We start from the raw sequence: 22,227 nt of genomic DNA on the forward strand, positions 1-22,227 counted from the left end.
GGTTCCTCCTGCGCTTAGCCCACAACCAGATTGAGCAGTTTGCCCGGAACGTAAATCACTTTACGTACGGTCACACCCTCAAGATATTTCGCAACCAGATGTTCCTGACCTGCGCGCTCCTGCACTTGTTCCTGCGTAGCATCTGCTGGAACAGTGATTTTGCCGCGAACTTTACCATTCACTTGCACCACAACCAGCAGTGAGTCTTCAACCATTGCTGATTCATCAGCCTGCGGCCACGGTGCATTGTCGATATCGCCTTCACCACCCAGAGATTGCCACATATCGAAGCAAACGTGCGGGGTGAACGGATAAAGCATGCGAACGACCGCTAACAGAGCTTCGTTCAGCAATGCACGATCCTGATCGCCATCCTGCGGTGCTTTCGCCAGTTTGTTCATCAATTCCATGATGGCAGCGATAGCGGTGTTAAAGGTCTGACGACGACCGATATCATCAGTCACTTTTGCGATAGTTTTGTGAACATCGCGGCGCAATGCTTTTTGATCTTCGCTCAGTGCTGCAACGTCAAGCGTTGGAGAAGCACCACGGCTAGTGTGTTCATATGCCAGTCTCCAGACACGTTTCAGGAAGCGGTTTGCCCCTTCAACGCCGGATTCTTGCCATTCCAGAGTCATATCAGCAGGTGATGCAAACATCATGAACAAGCGAACAGTATCGGCGCCGTAACGTTCAACCATGACCTGCGGGTCGATGCCGTTGTTTTTCGACTTCGACATTTTGCTCATGCCAGCATAGACCAGTTCATTGCCCTGCGCGTCAGAGGCTTTGATAATACGGCCTTTCTCATCACGCTCTACAATCGCATCAACCGGGGAAACCCAGTTCCGCTCACCGTTAACACCGGTGTAATAGAAGGCGTCAGCCAGTACCATACCCTGACACAGCAGCTGTTTGGCAGGCTCGTTAGACGTCACCATGCCCGCATCTCGCATCAGTTTGTGGAAGAAGCGGAAGTAGAGCAGGTGCATGATGGCGTGTTCGATGCCACCAATGTAAATATCAACTGGCAGCCAGTAGTTAGCCGCTTTCGAGTCCAGCATGCCTTTGTCGTACTGCGGGCAGGTATAACGCGCGTAGTACCAGGAAGATTCCATAAAGGTATCGAAGGTATCGGTTTCACGCAGCGCAGGTTTGCCATCAACGGTGGTTTTAGCCCACTCAGGATCCGCTTTAATTGGGCTGGTGATGCCGTCCATCACAACATCTTCAGGCAGGATAACCGGCAGTTGATCTGCAGGCGTTGGCATTACGGTGCCGTCTTCCAGAGTCACCATTGGAATTGGTGCGCCCCAGTAACGCTGACGGGAAACACCCCAGTCGCGCAGACGATAGTTAACTTTACGCTCACCCACACCTTTAGCTGCCAGTTTATCGGCAATTGCGTTAAAACCGTTCTGGAAGTCCAGACCGTCAAACTCGCCAGAGTTGAACAGCACGCCTTTTTCGGTCATTGCAGCAGCGGTCAGGTCCGGCTCGCTGCCGTCAGCATTCAGAATAACCGGTTTGATTTGCAGCCCGTATTTGGTTGCAAATTCCCAGTCGCGCTGGTCGTGGCCTGGAACTGCCATTACCGCGCCTGTGCCGTATTCCATCAAGACGAAGTTAGCGACCCAAACTGGAACAGCTTCGCCAGTCAATGGGTGAATAGCGTTAACGCCAGTCGCCACGCCTTTCTTCTCCATGGTTGCCATTTCAGCTTCGGCAACCTTGGTGTTACGGCATTCATCAACGAATTCAGCCAGTTCAGGGTTGTTCAACGCCGCTTGTTGCGCGATGGGATGACCCGCAGCCACAGCCAGGTAAGTCACACCCATGAAGGTGTCCGGGCGCGTGGTGTAAACAGTCAGTTTTTCAGCACTGTTTTCAACGTCGAAAGTAATTTCAACGCCTTCAGAACGGCCAATCCAGTTACGTTGCATGGTTTTGACCTGATCAGGCCAATGGTCAAGTGTATCCAGATCGTTTAACAGTTCGTCTGCGTAGGCAGTGATTTTGATAAACCACTGTGGGATTTCTTTGCGCTCAACTTTGGAGTCACAACGCCAGCAGCAACCGTCGATAACCTGTTCGTTTGCCAGAACAGTCTGGTCGTTCGGGCACCAGTTAACCGCGGAGGTTTTTTTGTAAACCAGGCCTTTGTTGTAAAGCTGAGTGAAGAATTGCTGTTCCCAACGGTAATATTCCGGGGTACAGGTCGCCAGCTCGCGGCTCCAGTCATAGCCAAAGCCCAGCGTTTTGAGCTGGTTCTTCATATAATTGATGTTGTCGTAAGTCCACGGCGCAGGTGCGGTGTTATTTTTTACCGCCGCCCCTTCAGCGGGCAGACCGAACGCATCCCAGCCGATTGGCTGCAGAACGTTTTTGCCCAGCATGCGCTGATAACGCGCGATAACGTCACCGATGGTGTAGTTACGAACGTGGCCCATGTGTAGTCGACCAGAAGGATAGGGGAGCATCGAGAGGCAGTAATACTTCTCTTTGCCTTCGTCTTCGGTTACTTCAAAAGTACGCTTCTCTTGCCAGTGAAGCTGTACGTTGGATTCTATCTCTTCCGGGCGATATTGCTCTTGCATGGCAGCCAGTGGTCCTGTGATGAAAGACAGCTACAGGTTGTAGCTTTAACTATTAATTTCAGATCGGCATAGCATAGCCGATAAGACAGCGGCAAAACAGCCTTTCGACAGCCTGTGTGGGCATTTCTCATTTGCAGTTATTTACCTTGCTTGTGGGCAAACTAACAAAGTGTAAGCCGATTAAGGTCTACTATTAGAGTAGGTTACACGACACTGAACGCAGGAATCTCTTCAAGGAGGCAGGCAGACGATGAACAAGGTTGCTCAATTTTACCGTGAACTGGTGGCCTCACTCACCGAACGGTTACGTAATGGAGAGCGCGATATTGACGAACTGGTCGCCAGCGCGCGTAAACGCATGAACGAAACCGGGGAGTTGACCCGTACCGAAGTTGATGAAGTAACGCGCGCAGTACGCCGTGATTTAGAAGAATTTGCTCGTAGTTACAATGAAAGCCAGGGTGAATTTACCGACAGCGTTTTTATGCGCGTCATTAAAGAAAGTCTGTGGCAGGAACTGGCGGATATCACCGACAAAACGCAGCTTGAGTGGCGTGAGGTTTTTCAGGATCTGAATCATCACGGTGTTTATCACAGCGGTGAAGTGGTGGGATTGGGGAACCTGGTCTGCGAAAACTGCCATTTCCATCTGGCGATTTATACTCCCGATGTTTTGCCCGTTTGCCCGAAATGCGGGCATAACCAGTTCAGCCGTCGGCCATTCGAGCCTTAATTCTCACGAACCAGCGAAGGAACCGCAATGCAACGTCCGTTTCTGGCCAGAAAAATACTGGCCCTTTTCCTCACCACGCTGCTGATGCCAACGACGGTATCAGCAGTTCAAATCCTCAAATACTCCGATCACGAACCGCTGGGCGGAATGCGCACCAGCTTCATTAAAGATGTGTTCTTTGCCGAAATTGAGAAGGAATCGCAGGGCCGCCTGAAAGTTGACGCTCACTGGAACAGTGAACTGGCTCGTAGTTATGATGCTCTGGGCGTTGTAAAAGAAGGGACGGTTGCTGATATGGCAATCGTGGTGCCTGAATACACGCCGAAAGAATTCCCCTTGCAGCAGATATTCAAAAGTTTCCCCGTTGGGCCAACGGGCGCTCGTCAGGTTGAATTTTTCCGCAAGGCTTATGCCACCATTCCTGCCTTTCAGGCGGAAGTTGCCCGGCAAAATGTGGTTAATCTCTTTTTGGCAACCGGCTATCCCGTCGCATTCTTTAGCACTAAACCGCTGAATAAACTCGACGATATTACCGGTCAAAAGTGGCGTTCAGCCAGTTTCTGGCATCAGGACTTCCTGAAAAATAGCGGTGCAATTCCCGTTTCTATGCCGTGGGGTGAGGGGATTTATGATGCGCTTAAAGCGGGGAGCCTGGATGGGCTAATGGTCAACGTAGACAGTGGATATGAACTCAACGTCCATAAAACGGCTCCAAATGTTTTGATTTCTAAAGATCTGTGGCTTGGGCACGTTTATCTGCTGGTGATGAATAAAGATACGTGGAACAAGCTTGCCGACGAGGATAAACAAGCGATTCAGCGAGCAGCGTCCAAAGCTTATCAAACCCTGGGCTCGGTAATGGACAGCAGTTTCGACAGTATGGTGGATGAACTTGCTCACAATGGCGTGAAAATCCGTCAACTGAGTTCAACTGAAGTCGCTCATTGGGAGAGTGCAACCCAATACCAGCAAGTGCAGGAAAAGTGGGTTAAAGAACAAGAGAGCAAGGGCGTGAAAGAGGCTGGTCGGACGATGGATAAAGTCACTGCGCTACTGAAAGAATCGATGAAATAAAAGTGTTTTACGCAATGCCTGCACAATCACCAAGGGTTGTGCAGGCATCTCAATGATTAATGCAGGATTTTAGCCAGGAAGTCTTTCGCACGTTCGGACTGCGGATTATTGAAGAAATCCTCTTTATTCGAGTCTTCGACGATTTTCCCTTCATCCATAAAGATCACGCGGTTCGCCACTTTACGGGCAAAGCCCATCTCGTGCGTTACTACCATCATGGTCATCCCTTCGTGCGCCAGCTCAACCATCACGTCCAACACTTCGTTGATCATCTCAGGGTCAAGTGCCGAGGTGGGTTCATCAAACAACATCGCTACTGGGTCCATACACAACGCACGCGCAATGGCGACACGCTGCTGCTGGCCGCCGGACAGCTGTGCCGGGAACTTATCGGCATGAGCCGTCAGCCCAACACGCTCCAGCAGTTTCAGACCTTTTTTACGTGATTCATCTTTGTTGCGTTTCAGCACTTTCACCTGCGCTAACGTCAGGTTTTCAATAATCGACAAATGTGGGAACAGCTCAAAGTGTTGGAACACCATACCGACGTGCGAGCGTAACTCAGCCAGATTGGTTTTCTTATTATTCACCTGGGTGCCGTTCACCACAATTTCGCCTTTCTGCACAGGCTCCAGCCCATTCACAGTTTTAATCAGCGTTGATTTACCCGAGCCAGACGGTCCGCAAACCACTACGACTTCGCCTTTTTTCACTTCGGTTGAGCAGTCGGTTAGCACCTGAAAGTGGCCATACCATTTAGAAACATTTTTCAGGGAGATCATTACACTGTCCTTTTCTTCAAATAGCTGACCAAAAGCGAAGCGCTCAAACTGATTGCGAAATATACGGCACCGGCGAACAAGATCATTTCAACTTGGGTCCCGTCGCGCTCGCCAATCGTCGATGCGGTACGGAAGAAATCAGCCAGGCTCAACACATAAACCAGCGACGTATCCTGGAACAGTACGATGCCTTGAGTTAACAGCAACGGCACCATGGCGCGGAACGCTTGCGGCAGGATGATCAATTTCATTGACTGCCAGTGCGTCATCCCCAAAGCCAGCGCGGCGTTGGACTGCCCACGCGAAACGCTCTGAATACCCGCGCGGATAATCTCTGAATAGTAAGCGGCTTCAAACATAGAAAACGCCACCATCGCGGAAATTAAGCGAATGTCGGTTTGAGGTGAAAGCCCCAATACTTTCTGCAAGAATCCAGGCACCACCAGGTAGAACCACAGCAGAACCATGACGAGCGGAATAGAACGGAAAACGTTGACGTACGCACTTGCAAACCAGGCGACGGGCTTAATTGGCGATAGGCGCATCACCGCGAGCAGCGTTCCCCACACAATACCGAAGATAACCGCCGTCACCGTGATCTTCAGGGTGATGATCAGCCCCTGCATCAGGTAAGGCATGGCGGGAAGAATGGACGTCCAGTCAAAATCGTACATTATTATTTGCCTCCCATATTGCCAGGCAGGCGAACTTTGCGTTCAACCACATACATCACCAACATAATCACGGCATTAATCAGCACATACGCCAGCGTGATGGCAGTAAAGGACTCATAGGCGTGCGCGGAATAATCCAGCAATTTACCCGCCTGAGCGGCCATGTCGACCAGGCCAATGGTTGACGCGATGGCCGAGTTTTTCACCAGGTTCATCATTTCAGACGTCATTGGCGGCACAATCACGCGGTAGGCATTCGGCAACAGAACATAACGATAGGCTTGCGGCAGCGTGAGGCCCATCGCCAGTGCGGCATTTTTCTGCCCGCGTGGCAGCGATTGAATCGCGGCGCGAACCTGTTCGCAAACACGAGCGGCGGTAAACAAGCCAAGGCAAATCATCGACGACAAGAAGAATTGGACATTCGGGTCGAGTTCAGACTTAAACCACATGCCGAGATTTTCGGGCAGTAACTCAGGCACCACTAAGTACCAGGTAAAGAACTGCACGATAAGCGGTACGTTACGGAAGAGTTCAACATACAGCGTGCCAATCCCCGACAACCATTTATTCGGGACAGTACGCAAGATGCCGAATAATGATCCGACGAGGAAAGCGATGATCCATGCGCAGATGGACAGGGCGACGGTGACCTGGAAACCATTCCAGATCCAGCCCAAATAGGTGGTATTGCCGAACGGGGCGGGCTGTAAAAATATTCCCCAGTTCCAGTCTATAGACATAACGTACTCCGAGAAAAAATTGAGGGTAGCGAGTTACGCTACCCTCGAAGATTGATGAGAAGCTTGTACCCGTATTTCAGGTCGTTGCCTGAAATTTTTGGGTACTTTCACGCCGGATGGGGAACGGCCATCCGACGCATAGTCTGTCCGAGCTTCAGTTCGTCAATCGGGAGGGCTGGGTCATCCCGGCCCCTGATTCTAGTTAGTTTAGTGCTTTATCGTTTGGTGCTTTGAACAGAGCTTTCATGTCGTCAGAAAGTGCAAAGTTCATGTTGATGTTTTTCGGTGGAATTGGATTCATAAACCACTTATCAAACCATTTCGCCGCTTCACCAGAAGTCTGTGCCTGAGCGATGGTGTCATCCATCAACTTCTTAAACTCTGCGTCGTCTTTACGCAGCATACAGCCGTATGCTTCGCGGGATTGCGGAGTGCCTAGAATTTCCCAGTTATCCTGTTTCTTCGCTTTAGCACGTTCACCCGCCAGCAGAGCATCGTCCATCATAAAGGCAACGGCGCGACCGCTTTCCAGAGTACGGAACGAGTCACCGTGGTCTTTGGCGCTGATAATGCGCATGTCCATTTTCTTCTCTTCGTTCAGCTTGTTGAGCAGAACTTCAGAAGTGGTACCGGAAGTCACAACGACCGCTTTACCTTTCAGGTCAGCGAAATCTTTGATCGGGCCGCCTTTCTTAACCAGCAAACGCGTACCGACGACGAAGATAGTGTCAGAGAATGAGGCTTGTTTCTGGCGCTCGAGGTTGTTAGTGGTGGAACCACACTCAAAATCAAAGGTGCCGTTTTGCAGCAATGGAATACGGTTCTGAGAAGTAATCGGGATCAACTTAACGTGCAGGTCAGGCTTGTTGAGCTTTTTCTTTACGGCTTCAACGATAGCGTTGGAGTAATCCTGAGAATAGCCGACCACTTTCTGTTGGTTATCGTAGTAGGAGAAAGGAACGGAAGACTCACGGTGGCCGACCACAATAACGCCGTTAGCAGCGATTTTCTCAAGCGTACCTTGTTGAGCCGCCGGTTTAGCATCTTCGGCATGTGCGATACCTGCACCTAAACCTAATACCAGCAACGCTGAGGTTAGTTTACGTAATTGCATTACCAACTCCTTTTTTATGCCACAGGGCATTGATACCTGATGTGTGTTGTTTGTTGTTGTGTGTTACTAAAACAGGGTGAAACTTGTTCTTTTGTTAACATTTAACCTAGCTGAATGTAAAGATTTTGCTATCCAGATGTTTGTTTTTGCGAAGCGTGCCGCACCGTTTAAAGGCAAAAATGTTCCGTTGCACTACTTTGGTGCTCGTAATGTCATTGTTTGGTGCAGCTCAATGCTTCGTGCTGTCCATAGGGCGCAGGCTCAGCATTTTGTAGGCTTCTGAGGGATAATTATTTGCAAAGGTTGTGCCAGAAATGAAAAAGGCCAGCAATGGCTGGCCTTTTTAGGTGATGCAGAATCAGGATTTACGACGGGTACGAAGTGCCAGTAAAACAGAGGCAAAGCCAAATATTAACGTCAACCCCCACAGCGGCCAGTCGCCAAAGCGTGCATATGGCGTAATACCACGAGTTGGCGTGACCTTCGCTTCCAGAACCTGACGAGTAAACTGCGGGATCATCGCATCAATGTCGCCATTAGCGTTAATGACCGCAGTAATACCATTATTTGTGCTACGCAACAGTGGACGACCCAATTCCAGCGAACGCATACGCGCCATCTGGAAATGCTGCCACGGGCCAATAGACTTACCAAACCATGCATCGTTTGAAATGGTCAGCAGGAAATCGGTGTCCGGGCGGAAATTATCGCGCACCTGTTCGCCAAGAATAATTTCATAACAAATTGCTGGCGTGAGCTTGATACCGTTGGAAGAAAGCTGCGGCTGTAAATACGGTCCACGGCTGAATGACGACATCGGCAAATCAAAGAATGGAGCCAGTGGGCGCAGGATAGATTCCAGCGGAACAAACTCGCCAAACGGCACAAGGTGATTCTTGTTGTAACGGTCGGCGCTGTTGTAGCTGTACTGATTCCCTTCGCCGAGTGTGATAATGGTGTTGTAAGTATCGTAACGGTTCTGCTTATTCAAACGTGCATCAACAATACCGGTGATCAATGAGCTGTGCTTAGAGCGCAGCAGGTCGTCCATCATCGTCAGGAATTGCTGCTGGTTTATCTCGAGATCCGGAATGGCGGATTCAGGCCAGATAATCAGCTGGGATTTACCCATCTGCGGCTGAGTTTTATCGAGATAAATTTTCAGCGTATTCAGCAGCTGGTTCTCATCCCATTTCAGAGATTGCGGAATATCGCCCTGAACCATCGCCACGTCTACGGTGCGCTCAGTTTGCGGCTGATACCACTGAATTGAGCGCAACGGCCATGGCAGGAGCAGCAGGGCCGCGGCAATCACCGCCGGGCGCCAGTTACGTTCGTGCAGCGCAAACACCAGCAGACCGCTAATAATCATCAGCAGGAAGGTGACACTTTCGACGCCCAGAATCGGCGCGATGCCTTTTAGCGGGCCATCAATCTGGCTATAACCAAACTGTAGCCACGGGAAGCCAGTCAACACCCAACCGCGCAGGAACTCGGTGAGTTGCCATAACATCGGAGCGGCTATTGCAACACGCCACCACGTTGTTTTTGGGCAAAGTTTACTGAGGAATCCGCCAAACAAACCGGTATATAACGAGAGATAAGCGGCAAGCAGGACGACTAAAAAGACGTTAATCGGGCCTGGCATACCGCCAAACTGCGCGATACTGACGTATACCCAGTTAATGCCTGAGCCAAATAGCCCCAGTCCCCAGAAGAAACCAATCCACGCACTTTGAATCGCACGACGATTAAGAGTCAGCCCCTGAAGCCCTGCTAAAGAAACTATCGCAGCAGGCCAAAAATCGTAAGGGGAGAAAGCCAGCGTTCCGCAGGCACCAAAAAGCAGCGCCAGCAGCAGACGCACGCGCTGGCGTTGAAGGAGTAGGGCTATAGCCATCTTTGAATTAATCTTCCAGTTTCGGTTGTGGCGAGTCGTCCGGAATTCTGACATGAACCTGAATCACGCGGCGGCTATCTGCCATCGCGACTTTGAACTGATAACCATCTATTTCAATGGTTTCGCCACGAGCAGGTAGGTGGCCAAAGGCCTGCATAACGAGTCCACCAATGGTGTCCACTTCGTCATCATTGAAATGGGTAGCAAAGGTGTCGTTGAAATCTTCGATTGAGGCCAGGGCGCGAACCGTCCAGGTATGGCGGCTTAGCTGGCGGAAATCGCCGTCTTCTTCGTCGTCGTACTCATCTTCGATTTCCCCGACAATCAGTTCGAGAATATCTTCGATGGTGACAAGCCCGGAGACGCCGCCAAACTCATCAATCACTATCGCCATATGGTAGCGCTGCTGACGAAACTCTTTGAGCATCCGGTCAACACGCTTACTTTCCGGCACAACAACTGCCTGTCGTAACACTTTTTCCATGCTAAATGGCTCAGTATCGCTGCGCATAAACGGCAGCAGATCTTTAGCCATCAGAATCCCTTCGATATGATCTTTGTCTTCACTGATCACCGGGAAGCGGGAGTGTGCGGATTCGATGATCACATCGAGGCATTCGTCCAGCGTCTGGTTGTGTTTGAGCGTTACCATTTGAGAGCGAGGGATCATGATGTCGCGGACGCGTTGGTCGGCGATATCCATGACGCCTTCGAGCATGTCGCGGGTATCTTGATCGATAAGATCGTTTTGCTCAGAATCACGGATGAGTGTCAGCAGATCGTCACGGTTTTTAGGTTCACCGTGGAATAGCTGGTTGAGAATCAGGGAAAAGAATCCCTTCTTACTGGCAGGTGTGTCACTGTTTTGGGAATTGTCGTCGCTCATGGCGTTAGGTTTGTGGCCCCTCGGTTAATTAATAGATAGCAGGCAGTTAATGGCTCGCTGCCTGCACTTGATGCGTTACGGTAATCATTTACCGTAGCGACTATTCTTTCTCGGCAATGTACGGATCAGCATACCCAAGAGCAAGCATTATCTCTGTTTCCAGGGATTCCATCTCTTCGGCTTCTTCATCTTCAATGTGATCGTAGCCAAGCAGATGCAGACTGCCGTGGATAACCATATGCGCCCAATGCGCATCCAACGGTTTTTGTTGTTCTTTCGCTTCTTGTTCCACGACTTGACGACAAATAATCAGATCGCCCAGTAACGGAAGTTCAATACCTGGAGGGGCTTCAAACGGGAACGAAAGCACATTTGTGGATTTATCTTTCCCACGGTAAGTGAGGTTCAAATCGTGGCTTTCAGCGTCGTCAACCAGGCGAATCGTGACTTCTGATTCTTCCTGGAATTGCGGAATGACCGCATCAAGCCATGTCTGAAATTGCACTTCCGTTGGCAAGCCGCTTGCTTCTTCACATGCGACCTGTAAATCCAGTATTACCTGACTCATTTACTCTCCTGGGCGGCGGCGTTTATCGCCATCGCTTCTCGCTTGCGAACTGCAGCGAGTTCATCTTTACGCACCTGTTCAGCGTTTTCCCACGCTTCATAGGCATTAACAATACGTGCCACAACCGGGTGGCGCACAACGTCTTCACTATTAAGGAAGTTAAAGCTGATTTCATCGACTTCAGCCAGCACTTCAATGGCGTGGCGCAGGCCTGATTTAAGATTTTTTGGCAAGTCGATTTGGGTTACGTCGCCGGTAATTACCGCTTTGGAGTTAAAACCAATACGCGTCAGGAACATCTTCATCTGTTCGATGGTGGTGTTCTGGCTTTCATCCAAAATGATGAACGCGTCGTTGAGCGTACGGCCACGCATATAAGCCAGCGGGGCGACTTCAATCACGTTACGTTCTATGAGCTTCTCAACGCGCTCAAAGCCGAGCATTTCAAACAAAGCGTCATATAACGGGCGCAAATAAGGGTCAACTTTCTGGCTTAAATCACCCGGTAGGAAACCAAGTTTTTCACCGGCTTCAACCGCTGGACGAGTTAGCAAAATACGGCGAATATCCTGACGCTCCAGCGCATCCACAGCGGCTGCAACCGCGAGGTAAGTTTTACCCGTGCCCGCAGGACCAACGCCGAAAGTAATGTCGTGGTCCAGAATGTTCGCGATGTATTGCGCCTGGTTCGGCGTACGCGGCTTGATAACACCACGTTTGGTTTTGATATTTACCGCTTTGCCGTAGTCAGGAACACTTTCAGCAGACTGTTCAAGAACGCGTATTTCTTTTATGGCGAGGTGAATTTGCTCAGGCGTGATGTCCAGAATTTCGCCACGCATTGGCGCGGTATCAACATACAGATTGCGCAGAATATCTGCGGCTGCATTGACCAGAATCGGGCGACCCGTGAGCTTGAATTGATAGTCACGACGGTTGATCTCGATCCCCAGCCGACGTTCAAGCTGCTTGATGTTGTCATCAAATGGGCCACACAGGCTTAGCAGACGCGCATTGTCTGCGGGTTCTAGCGTAATTTCACGTGTTTCGATATTCAAACTTATCCTCGGGGTCGCAAAGGGCCAGTTGAAGGTGTCGCTGCAAGAGTGCAGACCATAAAAAGATTATTTACGGCGAGGGCAGATGGCGCAAGCCTGCTTTTCGATATTTGGGTGGATGCTTCCGAATGCAAGTGCAACACAAGTGCAAAAAATGAAAATGCCCACGGGTTCACGGCGTTAGCGAACCCTCGGGCATTGAGTGGAATTATGGCTGATAAATCCCGACGCCGATTTCGTTCTCTTTACGTGTGCGGGCAATCACTGACTCTGGAGATTGCGCAATACGCAGCCCCATCTCATCTTCGGTGCGTACGACTTTTCCGCGTAGGGAGTTATTCGTCGCAACTTCAGTGATTTCCACATCAACAAATTTACCGATCATATCCGGGGATCCTTCAAAGTTCACGCCACGGTTGTGTTCGGAACGTCCGGTCAGCTCCATAATGTTTCTGCGTGAGGTACCTTCGACAAGGACACGCTGGATAGTGCCAACCATCTTACGGCTATATTCCATGGCCTGTTGGTTGATACGCTCTTGCAGAATATAGAGGCGCTGCAATTTCTCTTTTTCTGGCACGTCATCCACCATATCGGCGGCTGGTGTGCCCGGGCGAGAAGAAAAGACGAAGCTGTAGCTCACGTCAAAATTCACATCGCCAATAACCTTCATAGTTTGCTCGAAGTCCTGCTGGGTTTCGCCAGGGAAGCCGACGATAAAGTCAGAGCTAATCTGGATGTCAGGACGAACCGCCCGCAGCTTGCGGATAATCGATTTGTATTCCAGTGCTGTATGGGTACGCCCCATCAGATTTAATACGCGATCGGAGCCGCATTGAATAGGCAGGTGCAGGAAGCTCACCAGCTCAGGCGTATCACGATAAACTTCGATGATATCGTCAGTAAATTCAATTGGATGGCTGGTGGTGAAACGAATGCGGTCAATACCGTCAATCGCAGCAACCAGGCGCAACAATTCAGCGAAGGAACAGATGCCGCCATCAAAAGATGGGCCACGATAAGCATTCACATTCTGGCCGAGTAAGTTAACTTCACGTACACCTTGTGCGGCGAGCTGTGCGATTTCAAACAACACATCATCACATGGGCGGTTCACTTCCTCACCGCGCGTATAAGGCACCACGCAGTAAGTACAATACTTGTTACAGCCTTCCATAATAGAAACGAATGCTGTCGGGCCGTCAGCTTTGGGTTCTGGCAGGCGGTCAAACTTCTCGATTTCCGGAAAGCTAACATCAACAATTGGGCTGCGGTTGCCGCTCACTTTATTGATCATTTCCGGCAGACGGTGCAGTGTCTGCGGCCCGAAAACGATATCAACATAGTGCGCACGGCTACGAATCAGCTTGCCTTCCTGGGAAGCAACGCAGCCGCCAACGCCAATAATGATATTGGGATTTTTGCGCTTTAAGAGTTTCCAACGGCCAAGCAGATGGAACACTTTTTCCTGGGCTTTTTCACGGATAGAGCAGGTATTGAGCAGCAATACATCTGCTTCTTTTGGGTTATCCGTAAGCGTATAGCCATGCGTGCTATTCAGCAGATCGGCCATCTTCGATGAATCGTATTCGTTCATCTGACAGCCCCAGGTTTTGATATGGAGTTTTTTTGTCATCGACTTGCCATTGCTCAGTTAAAGCCAGGAATTCAGGCGGCGTATTGTAATGCTTTGGCCTTGATGTGACCAGCCTACGAAACTTGCGTAAAAATCCGGTAGAATCAGCATAGACAATTTAAGGACTAAATCATCATGTTGAACCAGTCAATTGACGTCGCGATAGTCGGCGGAGGCATGGTCGGTGCGGCCGCAGCTCTTGGTCTCGCGCAAAATGGTTTCCGGGTCGCGGTGATTGAGCATCAGGCTCCGGCAGCCTTTGACGCAACAAGCCAACCCGATGTGCGTATTTCGGCTATCAGTAGTGCCTCGGTCGGGTTGTTGAAATCACTTGGCGTTTGGGATGTGATTCGCTCAATGCGCAGCCATGCTTATCGCCAGCTCGAAACCTGGGAATGGGAAAGCGCTCATGTGAGTTTTAAGGCGCAGGAGCTTGGGTTGCCGGAACTTGGCTATATGGTGGAGAACTCGGTGCTGCAACTCGCGCTGTGGCAGGCGCTGGAGGCACATTCTAACGTCACATTACTCTGTCCGGCGCAACTGGCCGGTATGCACGGCGAGGCGGGGCAGTGGACGCTACAGTTCGCTGATGAACAGACTTTGACGGTGCCGTTGGTGATTGGCGCAGATGGCGCGAACTCGCAGGTTCGTCGCTGGGCGGGAATCGGTATTCATGCCTGGGAATATCGGCAGTCTTGCATGTTGATTACCGTGAAATGCGAGCAATCTCCAGGCGACAGTACCTGGCAGCATTTTACGCCGAGCGGGCCGCATGCGTTTTTACCGTTATTTGATCATTGGGCTTCGCTGGTGTGGTATGACTCGCCGGCCCGAATTCGCCAGTTGCAGAATATGACGATGCCGCAATTGCAAAAAGCGATTGAAACGAGCTTCCCTCAACGTTTAGGAAAAGTCACTCCGGTTGCCTGCGGCGCATTCCCGCTGACGCGCCGCCATGCATTGCAGTATACGCAGCAAGGTCTGGCGTTGATTGGTGATGCCGCTCATACCATTCACCCGTTAGCCGGTCAGGGCGTTAATCTCGGTTATCGTGATGTGGAAGCATTGCTTGATGTGATGATTGATGCGCGTAGTTATGGCGAAAACTGGGCGCAAGCACGTGTATTAAAACGCTACCAGACACGTAGGCAGGCAGATAATTTCCTGATGCAAAGCGGCATGGATCTTTTCTATGCGGGATTCAGCAACAGTTTAGGGCCGCTGCGAGTGATTCGTAATCTGGGACTTATGGCCGCCGAGCGCGGTGGTGTTCTTAAACGTCAGGCGTTGAAGTATGCGTTAGGGTTATGAGTTAGCGGCTGTATAGTTTTACCCAGGTCGGATTAGCGCAGCGACATCCGACTTATCTATATTTACCAAACGCAGAAAAGCAAAAAGCTCGCCGAAGCGAGCTTTTCATTTTTGGCTGGGGTACGAGGATTCGAACCTCGGAATGCTGGTATCAGAAACCAGAGCCTTACCGCTTGGCGATACCCCAAAAATATGGTGGCTACTACGGGAATCGAACCTGTGACCCCATCATTATGAGTGATGTGCTCTAACCAGCTGAGCTAAGTAGCCTAATTTTAAAACTATTTCTTCGACTGAATGCTTTTTCGACTGGCTGGGGTACCTGGATTCGAACCAGGGAATGCCGGTATCAAAAACCGGTGCCTTACCGCTTGGCGATACCCCAACTTAGGGCGCACAAAACTAACGTGCTATGTCGAAAACTGCTATATCAAAAAATTGGCTGGGGTACCTGGATTCGAACCAGGGAATGCCGGTATCAAAAACCGGTGCCTTACCGCTTGGCGATACCCCATCCGTGCAACGCGTTAAAATGGTGCGGGAGGCGAGACTTGAACTCGCACACCTTGCGGCGCCAGAACCTAAATCTGGTGCGTCTACCAATTTCGCCACTCCCGCGCTAAAAAAAGAATAATGGTGGCTACTACGGGAATCGAACCTGTGACCCCATCATTATGAGTGATGTGCTCTAACCAGCTGAGCTAAGTAGCCTTCTTTTTTCTGCGTAACCTTATCGGCGTTGCGGGGCGCATTATGCGTAGTTGGCCTTCTAGCGTCAACAATTTTTTCCCGAAAATTGGTGTAAATTGTCTGTTTGATTAGCTTACGAACAGCTTGGTGCAATATTCGTCAATTATCGGTTATTTCGTGGTTTTATCTGAGGGAAAAGCCCGGATAAGCGGTGAGGAATCTTGCAGAAACAAAAACGGGCCCGCAGGCCCGTGTCGTTAATTTTGTTCGCTTATTTGTAAGCTGACTGGTGAACACCCACCGCACGGCCTGATGGATCATTCATTGTTTTGAAGGCTTCATCCCATTCAATGGCCTTAGCAGAAGAACAGGCAACAGATGGGCCACCAGGAACGCAATGGGCAGCACTTGGCAGTGGGAATAACTCTTCAAAGATTTCACGATACAAATACGCTTCTTTAGAACCTGGCGTGTTGTACGGGAAACGGTAGCTTGCGGTTTCCAGTTGTTGATCGGTGACCTGAGCCGCAGCCACTTCTTTTAACGTGTCAATCCAGCTGTAACCTACACCATCAGAGAATTGCTCTTTCTGACGCCATGCAACGCTTGCTGGCAGATAAGATTCAAAACATTCACGCAGGATATGTTTTTCCATTTTGCCGTTGCCGCACATTTTGTCTTTCGGGTTGATGCGCATTGCAACATCGAGGAATTTCTTATCCAGGAACGGTACGCGAGCTTCCACGCCCCAGGCTGACATCGCTTTGTTGGCACGAGCGCAGTCAAACATATGCAGAGATTGCAGCTTACGTACGGTTTCTTCGTGCAGCTCTTTATCGTTTGGCGCTTTATGGAAGTACAGGTAGCCGCCAAACACTTCGTCAGAACCTTCACCAGACAGCACCATTTTAATGCCCATTGCTTTAATTTTACGGGACATCAAATACATTGGAGTCGAGGCACGAATAGTGGTCACATCGTAAGTTTCGATGTGATAGATAACGTCACGAATTGCATCCAGACCTTCTTGCACTGTGAAATGGATTTCGTGGTGAACGGTACCCAGATGGTTTGCCACCTCTTGCGCAGCTATCAGATCAGGCGAACCGACCAGACCGACCGCAAAGGAGTGCAGCTGCGGCCACCAGGCTTCAGAGCGTTCTTCATCTTCTACACGGCGGGCGGCAAATTTCTTGGTGATAGCGGAGATAACAGATGAATCCAGACCACCAGAAAGCAAAACGCCGTACGGTACGTCAGACATCAGATGGCTTTTTACGGAATCTTCCAGCGCCTGACGCAATTCGTTTTTGTCAGTAACGTTGTCTTTGACCGCATCATATTCAAACCAGTCACGCTGATAATAACTGCGGATTTCACCGTCTTTGCTCCACAGGTAACTACCTGCAGGGAATTCTTTGATGGTACGACAAACCGGCACCAGCGCTTTCATTTCAGAAGCCACATACATGTTGCCGTGTTCGTCATGGCCCATATACAACGGGATGATGCCGATATGGTCGCGGCCAATCAGATAAGCGTCCTGCACTTCGTCATACAGAACGAAAGCAAACATACCTTGCAGGTCATCCAGAAACTCTGGGCCTTTCTCCTGATAAAGCGCCAGGATAACTTCGCAGTCAGAACCGGTCTGGAATTCGTAACGGTCGCTGTATTCCGCGCGCAGGGCCTGATGGTTGTAGATTTCGCCGTTAACCGCTAATGCGTGAGTTTTTGCTTTGTTGTAAAGCGGCTGAGCGCCTGCGTTTACATCAACAATAGAGAGACGTTCGTGAGAAAGGATGGCTTTTTCATGTGCATAAACACCGGACCAGTCTGGCCCACGGTGGCGCATCAGGCGTGATAACTCGAGCGCTTTCTTACGCAATTCGACCGCATCGGTCTTGATATCCAGAACACCAAAAATTGAACACATAGAACTCTCTCCGTAATGCTTCTTTGAGCCATTAAATTGTTTTTACCCTTCATACTTCAAGTTGCAGATGCGTTGTCTGCATTCAGTCACCCGAATCACTTACTCCAGTAAGCTCATCGGGATTCCTTCACTTGCCGCCTTCCTGTAACTCGAATTATTTTGGGTAATAGCTGCGTTGCATGAATATGAAAATGCGCAATCATTGACGGGAATGCAAGCCCTTTAGTCTTTATGGGATAAATAGTTCAATGGCGATTGTTGATTACTGAAAAATGATGATGAAATAAGCGAAATTATTAGTGGATCGACAATTTTTGATGAAATCGCCAGGCAGGCATTCAGAGAGAAGAGAAAAGAGTGTTGAATCGGCAAAACGCCCGGCGAAAACCGGGCGAATCATTAATTAGATGATATCGACTTCTGCAACCGACGGGTAAATCCAGGAAGGGCGGAACGGCATAGCATCAATGTCGTTGAGCGTCGAAACACCCGAAAGCACCAAAATGGTTTCCAGGCCAGCCTGGAAGCCAGCAAGAATATCGGTACGCAGATTATCGCCAACAATCACGGTATGTTCCGAATGCGCCTGCATTTTATTGAGGGCAGCGCGAATGATCCATGGGCTTGGCTTGCCCACGCAGAACGGTTTGCGGCCCGAAATTTTCTCTATACCGGCGCAGAGCGCACCACAAGCCGGATAATAACCACGGCCATGGGTGTCGGGGTTAGTCGCAATAAAGCGTGCGCCATTCGCCACAAAATAAGCGGCTTTGTGCATCATTTCCCAATTATAGGAACGTGTCTCGCCAACAATAACAAAGTCTGGGTTGATGTCAGTGATAGTGAAGCCTGCTTTATACAGCTCATGAATCAATGCACCTTCACCTACCACGTAGGCTTTTTTCCCTTCCTGGCGACGCAAGAAATCGGCAGTTGCCATTGCTGAGGTATAAAAAACGCTATCCGGGACATCAATACCGGCAGAAGCAAAACGGTTTGCCAGATCCTGCCCTGTTTGCGACGGGTAATTCGTCAGCAGGACGAGCGGCATACCCTTTTCCATGATGCGGCCCAGGAATTCATTCGCACCGGGTACGGCAACGTTGTCGTGCATCAGCACGCCGTCAATATCACAAATTACATTCTGAATGGTCATTGATTACTCTGGCTCAAATTTCTGGCTCACATTTCAGGAAGGCGTAACTATAGCGCAAAAAGCACAGCGACTGGATTAACTCTCCAGCAACCGCTGAAGCAATACGCCATTGAGCATTGAGCGTTTTACTAGCGCAAAGGCGCCAATCGCTGAACGGTCATCCAATTTTGAGCACACGACAGGCAGGTTTTTGCGGAAGGCTTTCAACACCTGCGTATTAATGCAGCCTTCAATAGCCGGGAGAAGCACTTTTTCGGCTTCTATGATTTCCCCGGCAATTACGACTTTCTGCGGGTTGAACAGGTTAATCGCAATTGAAATGGCTTTACCCAGGTGACGTCCAACATGTTCAATGACTTCACAGGCCAGCGCATCGCCTTTATTAGCGGCTTTGCAAATCGCCTTAATGTCACACTCTTCAAGCGTCAGGCGGCTGTTATAGCCTTGTTCAAGCAAATGGCGCACACGATGTTCAATCGCAGCATTGGCGGCAATGGTTTCCAGGCAGCCAAAGTTCCCGCAATGGCAACGTTCACCTAAAGGATCGACCTGGATGTGACCAATTTCGCCGACGTTACCGTTACGACCAATAAAAATGCGACCGTTTGAAAGAATACCGGCTCCCGTACCACGGTGAACACGCACCAAAATGGAGTCATCGCAGTCGTGAGTTGCACCAAAGTAGTGCTCTGCAAGCGCCAGGCTGCGGATATCGTGGCCGACGTAACAGGTGACTTTGAACTGTTTCTCAAGGCTATCGACCAGCGACCAGTTGTTGACCTCGATATGCGGCATATAGCGAATCACGCCGCTATCAGGATCCACCAGGCCCGGCAGAATCACGGAGATAGCAATCAGTTCACGCATTTTGCGCTGATATATTTCGATAAACTGAGAAATGGCGTTCAGTAGCGCGTGCTCGAGCGTTTCCTGGGTGCGTTCTGGCAGAGCGTAATGCTCTTCGGCCAACGGTTTTGCGCTGAGATCGAACAGGGTGATGGTGGCATCATGGCGGCCAAGGCGCACGCCAATCGCATTGAAATTGCGGGTTTCGGTGATAATGGAGATAGCGCGGCGGCCCCCGGTGGAAGCCTGTTGATCCACTTCTTTGATCAGTCCGCGCTCAATTAACTGGCGAGTAATTTTTGTGACGCTGGCCGGTGCAAGCTGGCTCTGCTCGGCAATCTGAATACGAGAGATTGGCCCATGTTGGTCAATCAGGCGATATACCGCCGCGCTATTCAGCTGTTTTACCAGATCGACATTACCAATTTGAGCCTGTCCGCCAGTCGTCATGCCTTAATTACTCAGTTACGACCTCGTTACCATTAACAAAGGTCTTGGTGATTTTAAAATCGCGGGTAAATGTCGTCAGGTTGGCGACTTTCCCAGCTTCGATAGTCCCTAATTGCTGGTCTACACCCATCGCACGGGCAGGGTAGAGCGTCGCCATCCGCAAGACTTCGTCTAAGGCGATACCGGCATGCTCGACCAGGTTACGTACCCCTTCAATCATCGTCAGGGCAGAACCGCTCAGCGTACCGTTCTCATCTACACATAAACCATCACGGTAGTATATTGTTTTTCCTGCGAAAATGAACTCATCTATATTTGCACCCGCCGGAGCGGTGGCATCAGTCACCAGGCACAGCTTGTCGCCTTTGACCTTTTTCGCAGTACGAATGTTCGCATAATCCACATGTAAACCATCGGCAATGATACCGCAGTAAACATCTGGCTCATCAAAAATTGCACCTGCAAGCCCGGGTTCGCGGCCAGTAATGTACGGCATGGCATTGAAAAGGTGGGTTGCGAAGGTGATACCTGCACGGAAACCGACTTTGGCTTCTTTAACCGTCGCATTGGAGTGCCCGGCGGAAACGATAATGCCGGATGCAACCAGTTTACTGATGACTTCTGGCGCAACCATTTCGGGTGCCAGAGTCACTTTGGTGATGACGTCTGCATTCTCGCAGAGGAAATCGAGCAGTTCTGCATCTGGTTTACGCACGAAACTTGGGTTGTGCGTGCCTTTTTTCACCATGTTCAGCCATGGGCCTTCAAGATGCAGACCGAGCGCCTGGTTCTGATACTTCGCCAGGTATTCGCGCATGACTTTCACGCCTTGCTTCATCAGGTCATCGCTGGCGGTGATAAGTGTTGGCAGGTAGCTGGTGCAGCCAGAACGCTCGTTGGCTTTCTGCATGATTTCCAGCGTTTCAACCGTCACCGCATCAGCGGAATCGTTGAACTGCACACCACCGCAGCCATTCAATTGCACATCAATAAAACCGGGGGCGATGATTGCACCACCCACATCACGAGTCTCTATACCCGCTGGGAGATCTGAGCGCGGGCAAACGCGTTCAATCAGGCCGTTCGCGATAACAATCGCGTGATCATCAAGAATTTCATGGCCGGTATGAATCCGACCGTGAGTTAATGCAAACATAGTTACCCCCGGTTATGACTATTACTTAAAGATCTTTGATATTTTCTGCTTCAAGTTCATTGAAGTACTTCAGCGTTTTCACTTTGAGTTCCATCGTGGATGGCTCATCACAAACAACCACTGCTTTAGGGTGCAGTTGCAGACAGCTAATGGTCCACATGTGATTCACGTTACCTTCCACAGCCGCTTGCAGCGCTTGCGCTTTCAAATGGCCCAGAACCAAAATCATCACTTCTTCGGCGTCGAGCAGAGTACCCACGCCAACGGTCAGTGCGTATTTTGGAACTTGAGAAACATCACCATCAAAGAAACGGGAGTTTGCTACACGAGTGTCATGAGTCAGGGTTTTGATACGGGTACGAGATGCCAGAGAAGAAGCAGGTTCGTTGAATGCGATATGACCGTCGTTGCCCACACCACCCATGAACAGGTGAATTTTGCCGTATGAACGAATTTTCTCTTCATAACGACGGCATTCTGCGTCAACATCTTCGGCGTTGCCATTCAGCAGATTGATGTTTTCTGCTGGGATATCAACGTGGTCAAAGAAGTTGCGGTGCATAAAGGTGTGATAGCTTTCTGGATGCTCTTTTGGCAAGCCAACGTATTCATCCATGTTAAAGGTGACGACGTTTTTAAAGCTAACCTGGCCCGCTTTGTGCATCTCTACCAGCGCTTTATACGCTTCAAGAGGCGTACCGCCAGTTGGCAGGCCCAGCAGGAAAGGACGATCTGCGGTTGGGTTAAACGCATTGATACGTTTAACGATATGGCGCGCTGCCCATTTGCCAACTTGAGCTGGGGTAGCCAGGGGAATCAGTCTCATCATTCACCTCATAAGTTAATAAAAACGATATTAGCCAAATTGATTGCCCGAACCCTTAAAGGGTAACTCAGTTTCAAACCTGCGATGACGG

The 22,227-nt window shown here is 50.1% G+C and carries 18 protein-coding genes and 6 tRNA genes; 3 read left to right on the forward strand and 21 right to left on the reverse strand.

What is annotated here, in order from left to right; all coding sequences use genetic code 11:
• Positions 1-14: 14 nt before the first annotated feature.
• Positions 15-2,597 carry a leucine--tRNA ligase gene (gene leuS, locus GBAG_RS05280; RefSeq protein WP_034494007.1) on the reverse strand — a complete coding sequence of 861 codons (2,583 nt, stop codon included), beginning with the start codon at positions 2,595-2,597 and terminating at the stop codon, positions 15-17.
• Positions 2,598-2,847: 250 nt separating this feature from the next.
• Between leuS and GBAG_RS05285 the strand changes: the two genes are divergently transcribed.
• Positions 2,848-3,330 (forward strand): zinc ribbon-containing protein, encoded by a 483-nt coding sequence (locus tag GBAG_RS05285; RefSeq protein ID WP_034494009.1) that lies wholly within the window; start codon positions 2,848-2,850, stop codon positions 3,328-3,330.
• A gap of 27 nt (positions 3,331-3,357) precedes the next feature.
• Entirely contained in the window at positions 3,358-4,404 is a 1,047-nt protein-coding gene (gene dctP / locus GBAG_RS05290) for a TRAP transporter substrate-binding protein DctP (protein ID WP_034494011.1), read from the forward strand.
• A gap of 56 nt (positions 4,405-4,460) precedes the next feature.
• On the opposite strand, the gene GBAG_RS05295 is transcribed toward dctP, so the two are convergent.
• The 9 genes from GBAG_RS05295 to miaB form a co-directional block, all read right to left on the reverse strand.
• Positions 4,461-5,186: an amino acid ABC transporter ATP-binding protein gene (locus GBAG_RS05295; protein ID WP_034494013.1), complete on the reverse strand. Its 726-nt coding sequence runs from the start codon at positions 5,184-5,186 to the stop codon at positions 4,461-4,463.
• Positions 5,186-5,860 carry a glutamate/aspartate ABC transporter permease GltK gene (gene gltK / locus GBAG_RS05300; protein WP_034494015.1) on the reverse strand — a complete coding sequence of 225 codons (675 nt, stop codon included), beginning with the start codon at positions 5,858-5,860 and terminating at the stop codon, positions 5,186-5,188. Before gltK ends, GBAG_RS05295 begins: the two co-directional genes overlap by 1 nt.
• A 2-nt stretch (positions 5,861-5,862) precedes the next feature.
• The gene (locus GBAG_RS05305) at positions 5,863-6,603 is read right to left on the reverse strand and encodes an amino acid ABC transporter permease (RefSeq protein WP_034494016.1); all 741 of its coding nucleotides are present in this window, start codon (positions 6,601-6,603) and stop codon (positions 5,863-5,865) included.
• 202 nt (positions 6,604-6,805) lie between these two features.
• The gene (locus GBAG_RS05310) at positions 6,806-7,717 is read right to left on the reverse strand and encodes an amino acid ABC transporter substrate-binding protein (RefSeq protein ID WP_034494018.1); all 912 of its coding nucleotides are present in this window, start codon (positions 7,715-7,717) and stop codon (positions 6,806-6,808) included.
• 358 nt (positions 7,718-8,075) lie between these two features.
• Positions 8,076-9,617, reverse strand: a complete 1,542-nt coding sequence (lnt, locus tag GBAG_RS05315; RefSeq protein WP_034494020.1) for an apolipoprotein N-acyltransferase — start codon at positions 9,615-9,617, stop codon at positions 8,076-8,078.
• A gap of 7 nt (positions 9,618-9,624) precedes the next feature.
• Positions 9,625-10,503, reverse strand: coding sequence for a CNNM family magnesium/cobalt transport protein CorC (gene corC / locus GBAG_RS05320; protein WP_034494022.1), 879 nt, complete (start codon positions 10,501-10,503; stop codon positions 9,625-9,627).
• A gap of 100 nt (positions 10,504-10,603) precedes the next feature.
• Complete coding sequence (ybeY, locus tag GBAG_RS05325; protein WP_034494024.1) at positions 10,604-11,071, reverse strand: rRNA maturation RNase YbeY; 468 nt, start codon at positions 11,069-11,071, stop codon at positions 10,604-10,606.
• The gene (locus GBAG_RS05330; protein ID WP_034494025.1) at positions 11,068-12,129 is read right to left on the reverse strand and encodes a PhoH family protein; all 1,062 of its coding nucleotides are present in this window, start codon (positions 12,127-12,129) and stop codon (positions 11,068-11,070) included. The genes ybeY and GBAG_RS05330 overlap by 4 nt, the downstream gene beginning before the upstream one ends.
• Positions 12,130-12,337: 208 nt before the next feature.
• Positions 12,338-13,765, reverse strand: coding sequence for a tRNA (N6-isopentenyl adenosine(37)-C2)-methylthiotransferase MiaB (gene miaB, locus GBAG_RS05335; RefSeq protein ID WP_034494027.1), 1,428 nt, complete (start codon positions 13,763-13,765; stop codon positions 12,338-12,340).
• A gap of 135 nt (positions 13,766-13,900) precedes the next feature.
• On the opposite strand from miaB, the gene ubiF reads away from it, so the two are divergent.
• Entirely contained in the window at positions 13,901-15,076 is a 1,176-nt protein-coding gene (gene ubiF / locus GBAG_RS05340) for a 3-demethoxyubiquinol 3-hydroxylase (RefSeq protein WP_034494029.1), read from the forward strand.
• A 112-nt stretch (positions 15,077-15,188) separates the two neighbouring features.
• Here ubiF and GBAG_RS05345 read toward each other — a convergent pair.
• The 11 genes from GBAG_RS05345 to nagB all read right to left on the reverse strand — a co-directional run bounded on the left by GBAG_RS05345 (position 15,189) and on the right by nagB (position 22,136).
• Positions 15,189-15,263 (reverse strand) — tRNA-Gln (locus GBAG_RS05345).
• A 6-nt stretch (positions 15,264-15,269) separates the two neighbouring features.
• Positions 15,270-15,346 (reverse strand) — tRNA-Met (locus GBAG_RS05350).
• Positions 15,347-15,386: 40 nt separating this feature from the next.
• A tRNA-Gln gene (locus GBAG_RS05355) sits at positions 15,387-15,461 on the reverse strand.
• 54 nt (positions 15,462-15,515) lie between these two features.
• Positions 15,516-15,590 (reverse strand) — tRNA-Gln (locus GBAG_RS05360).
• A gap of 19 nt (positions 15,591-15,609) precedes the next feature.
• A tRNA-Leu gene (locus GBAG_RS05365) sits at positions 15,610-15,694 on the reverse strand.
• Positions 15,695-15,710: 16 nt separating this feature from the next.
• A tRNA-Met gene (locus GBAG_RS05370) sits at positions 15,711-15,787 on the reverse strand.
• A gap of 250 nt (positions 15,788-16,037) precedes the next feature.
• A complete protein-coding gene (gene asnB / locus GBAG_RS05375) occupies positions 16,038-17,702 on the reverse strand; it encodes an asparagine synthase B (protein ID WP_034494031.1) in 1,665 nt (554 codons plus the stop codon).
• Positions 17,703-18,105: 403 nt separating this feature from the next.
• Entirely contained in the window at positions 18,106-18,858 is a 753-nt protein-coding gene (locus GBAG_RS05380; RefSeq protein ID WP_034494033.1) for an HAD-IIA family hydrolase, read from the reverse strand.
• Between the two features lie 75 nt (positions 18,859-18,933).
• On the reverse strand, positions 18,934-20,154 hold the full coding sequence (nagC, locus tag GBAG_RS05385; RefSeq protein WP_034494034.1) for a DNA-binding transcriptional regulator NagC: 1,221 nt from the start codon (positions 20,152-20,154) through the stop codon (positions 18,934-18,936).
• Between the two features lie 7 nt (positions 20,155-20,161).
• Entirely contained in the window at positions 20,162-21,310 is a 1,149-nt protein-coding gene (nagA, locus tag GBAG_RS05390; protein WP_034494035.1) for an N-acetylglucosamine-6-phosphate deacetylase, read from the reverse strand.
• A 25-nt stretch (positions 21,311-21,335) separates the two neighbouring features.
• Positions 21,336-22,136: a glucosamine-6-phosphate deaminase gene (gene nagB / locus GBAG_RS05395; protein ID WP_034494036.1), complete on the reverse strand. Its 801-nt coding sequence runs from the start codon at positions 22,134-22,136 to the stop codon at positions 21,336-21,338.
• Between the last annotated feature and the right edge of the window lie 91 nt (positions 22,137-22,227).

Origin of the sequence: Buttiauxella agrestis ATCC 33320, assembly GCF_000735355.1 — a bacterium.
GTDB lineage: Bacteria > Pseudomonadota > Gammaproteobacteria > Enterobacterales > Enterobacteriaceae > Buttiauxella > Buttiauxella agrestis.